Genomic DNA, 3,706 nt, shown 5'->3' with positions numbered 1-3,706 from the left:
TAATGTTTTTTGCATATATAACTTTTCGTTCAAATTTATTTCCTTAAAATATCTTTCTGAACTATCTTTATCACCGTAGAATTTACCATCTTCAATTCTTGCTACATCCATTCACTTTTTTTACCATACTGCAGTTAATCAAAAATGTATACACCAAATAATTAAGTGTGTACATTTTTGCATTTTTTAGCTTTATAAAGATATTTAATTATTAGTTACCTTTCTACTTACAAACTCTAAATGTTTAAATTTTTCTTATTGTACTTTCTTATATTTACTTTAAAAGTTGCTAAGTCCATGTTTTTCTTTCCACAACCGAATAATTACCTTAGCGCCAAGAACTTCTTGCCCCTGCATATTATTAGATAATATCAACTCGCCATTATGATCTTTTACGATTTTATCCACAATCGCTAGACCCATGCCATAATGAGCATTGTGTCTTGCAGTAGCTTCAGTGTAAAATTTTTCTTTACCGCGTACTAAACTCTCTTTTGAAAATCCTTTGCCTGTATCAGTTACTGATAAATCAAAATAATCTGTATGATTTTCAAAAGATAATGTAATTTTGCTGTTTACTGGAGACTGCTCAACTGCGTTAACTATAATATTTTGAAAACCTTTTAAAAACACTTGCTTGTGTATGAAAATGTCTGGACAAGTTTCTCTCTGTGTCACTACACACTCTATATTTTTTATACGGATTTGTATCTTAACAAATTTAATAAATTCCTCAACTAGTTGCTTATCTAATGATACAGGTGTTTCGGTTTTGGGTTTTTCTAAATTAGCTATAATTCGCAAATCGTTGATGTAGTGATCTACTCGTTGAATGCCTTTTTGAGAGAACTCTAGATAGTTAGCTTGTTCCTCAGTTAATTCAGTTTCCTCCAACAATTCTAGATTGCCTACAACTAAGGCTACTGGAGTTTTAATATCATGAGTAATGTCCTTCAAAGTTTCTTCTGCTTGCTTCTTTTGTCGCCATTCCGCTTGTAAACTAACAGTTAATGCATCTTTCAATTTATAAACAGATGCTAAAATCTCTTGTATTTCTTTGATATTACTCTGTTTTTGTTCTGTTTCAGACAAGTCTTCTCTTAAAATATCATCTTTTACAGTCAAAATTAATTGTAACTCTCGATTTATCATCTTGGCATAGTAAGATACAATCAGTAGAAATCCTGATACAAATATTAGACAAGCTACTACCATCATTAATAGCTCAGCTGTAGGTAGAATGTCACGTAACCAAGCATTTCGAAATTGAGCTAATACTCTATAAGAGAGAATCAGATGATGATTTTTCCCCTTAACTAAGCGAATTTGTTGATTACCAAATCCTGACAAACTTGTCTTGCCATCTTTAGAATTAAGTATTTCAGTAATTTGTTCTTCATTATCAATTGTACTTTCTATAATTTCATTATTTTTATCCAATAAAGCATAGTCTATAAAATCTGGTAGTTTTTTTACGTCAGCTTTGCCTTCCTGAAACTTTTCGCCAAATTCTTGAACCACAGTTTGAGGATAACTGGCAGGATAAATTAAGTTTTTATAGATAGCTAGATTAGTTCCTACAATAAAAGCTAAAAAAATGCTTGCAACAAAGAACACCTCAAAAACAATGAACTTGATTAATATTCTTTTTATTGATTGCTTTGCCATTTATAACCAATCCCCCAGACTGTTTGAATTGGATTCACTCCAAATTTAATAAATTTATGCCGAATTTTTTTTACTCGTTCTGTAATAGAGGTGGCACTATCGCCAATTCCATCATATCCATAGAGTGCTATATAAATATCTTCCTTAGAAAAGACTTGTTGTTTGTGCTTGATTAATAAAAGCATGAGTTTATATTCTGATGGAGTTAATTCGATTGGATCATCTAAAACATAAAATTTTTTCTCAATTAAATCCACACCAATCTCACCACTAAGCAAACGTTGGGTCTTCTCTCTAGTTTCCCTTCTTAAATGAGCTTCTACACGAGCACGTAATTCTTTAATAGAAAAAGGTTTGGTAATATAATCATCCCCACCAAAAGCAAAGCCTTCCAATATTTCTTCCTCCATCACTTTAGCGGTTAAAAACAATACAGGGATATCAATCCACCTTCGATTTTCCTTTAAAAAAGTAAAACCATCAATTCTTGGCATCATCACATCTAAAATTATTAGATCAAATGTATTGATGATATTTATATCAATGTCTGACGCTGATTCTTTGGTAGTTACGTGATGACCATTTTTTTCTAAAGCACTCTTAACCAAGGTCAGCAAATCTATTTCATCATCGATTACTAAAATTTTTGCCATAATTACCTCCTAAAATAGCTTCTTTTCCTCCCATTTATTATACCAAAAGATTTGTAAAAAATAGCTTCCCAAAAATAATAGAAGAGAAATAACAATAAAAAACAAAACGGTTTGTTTCCGTCCAATATTTTCTCCTAAGAAAACTAAAATGTAAGAATGAATAATCTTTAGTCCCCAAGTTGGCGGAATTAATTTCCACAAATTACCACCTAAATCAGTAGTTCCCATAAGTAGTCCAGTCAAAGTAGAAAAGACTGCAGTTATAATGGTTATATTTAAAGAAAAGTGGTAACTTAGCCAAGTGTACAAAGCTACCATAGGCAACACTAAAAGATAACTTGTTAGACTAATTTTTATTAATGACGTAATGCTCATCCATTGGTGTAACAACAAATTTTGTAACAAGGTAAAACTAACAATAGCCAAAAAGTAAAGAGTAAAAATCACTAAACAAATAAAAACTATTTTGGCTAAAAAGATAGAGCTTTTTTTCGCATCAGGTCTTTTTTCTTGAAAAAAATGTTGACTTCTCTTATCAATGTCAACAATCAAATAAATGAAAACTGCTGCAAAAAAAAGAGCACATCCGTTTAATAGTAGAAAGAAAGACTGAAAAATTTCTTCTTTACTAAGCCAGCTAGCAGAACCAGCTAAATAAAAACTGGTTCCTAAAGCAAATAATACAGGTAAAATAATTAGTAGTGGTCGTAACAAAGTATGTTTTGTTTTCAGCCACTGACTCGCTATTTTTTTCATTGGCTAGTCACCTTCCTATTATAATAAAATTGAGTTAGATATGTTGTGATTAAAAATATTACTATACTCAATATCAAACTGACAGGAACAACACTACTATCCAATAAAGGGCTATGCGATGGTAAAAACGTACCATTAGGATGAATTCCCAACAATGCTGCGACAATACGTAGGCTATATGCCCATGGAAAACTGAACCAATAATCACTAACTGCAATAGGATAGACAGCGATAAATGTAAGTAAAAAATTTGCCATGATAGTGATAAATTGATTACTAACTGAACTGATAAACATAGAAAAAGGAATCAGTGCAATATTGACAATAATCAATGAAATACCTGTCAAAATAATTTGACCAATTCGACCGGTATTCCCATAAAGAAAGGTTTCTAAACACAGAGCAATAATCAAATTAATTAGGTAAATAATACTTAAGTCTAAACTATTTACGATAATTTTAGATAACCAAGATTTTTGAGGATTAATGCCCATACTATGATGCAAATCACTGATTTTACCTTTCTTTTCTCTAGTAACAGAATGACTAGTAATTAACGCTAAAAGAATTGGACCAATCAATAAAGGAAACCAATTATACGCTACGGCAATAAAGTAGCTTACAGGACC

At 31.1% G+C, this 3,706-nt stretch carries 4 protein-coding genes; all 4 read right to left on the bottom strand.

Annotation, left to right across the window (positions count from 1 at the left end; all coding sequences use genetic code 11):
* Positions 1-279: 279 nt before the first annotated feature.
* Positions 280-1,668, bottom strand: a complete 1,389-nt coding sequence (locus tag GOQ29_RS05760) for a sensor histidine kinase (protein WP_203371694.1) — start codon at positions 1,666-1,668, stop codon at positions 280-282.
* Positions 1,650-2,321, bottom strand: coding sequence for a response regulator transcription factor (locus tag GOQ29_RS05755; RefSeq protein WP_203371693.1), 672 nt, complete (start codon positions 2,319-2,321; stop codon positions 1,650-1,652). Before GOQ29_RS05755 ends, GOQ29_RS05760 begins: the two co-directional genes overlap by 19 nt.
* Positions 2,322-2,330: 9 nt before the next feature.
* Positions 2,331-3,077 (bottom strand): ABC-2 family transporter permease, encoded by a 747-nt coding sequence (locus GOQ29_RS05750; RefSeq protein WP_203371692.1) that lies wholly within the window; start codon positions 3,075-3,077, stop codon positions 2,331-2,333.
* A partial coding sequence (locus GOQ29_RS05745) for a lantibiotic immunity ABC transporter MutE/EpiE family permease subunit (RefSeq protein WP_203371691.1) occupies positions 3,074-3,706 on the bottom strand: 633 nt, incomplete at its 5' end. The genes GOQ29_RS05750 and GOQ29_RS05745, both read right to left, overlap by 4 nt.

This window comes from Anaeromonas gelatinilytica (assembly GCF_016820635.1).
GTDB classification, from domain to species: domain Bacteria; phylum Bacillota; class Clostridia; order Tissierellales; family SIT17; genus Anaeromonas; species Anaeromonas gelatinilytica.
Note: the sequence above shows the minus strand (reverse complement) of the source record. Positions and strands in the feature narration are given on the sequence as shown.

Coding starts and splice junctions, on each gene's coding strand:
- GOQ29_RS05760 (WP_203371694.1), bottom strand. CDS start 1,668: ATGGCAAAGCAATCAATAAAAAGAATATTAATCAAGTTCATTGTTTTT.
- GOQ29_RS05755 (WP_203371693.1), bottom strand. CDS start 2,321: ATGGCAAAAATTTTAGTAATCGATGATGAAATAGATTTGCTGACCTTG.
- GOQ29_RS05750 (WP_203371692.1), bottom strand. CDS start 3,077: ATGAAAAAAATAGCGAGTCAGTGGCTGAAAACAAAACATACTTTGTTA.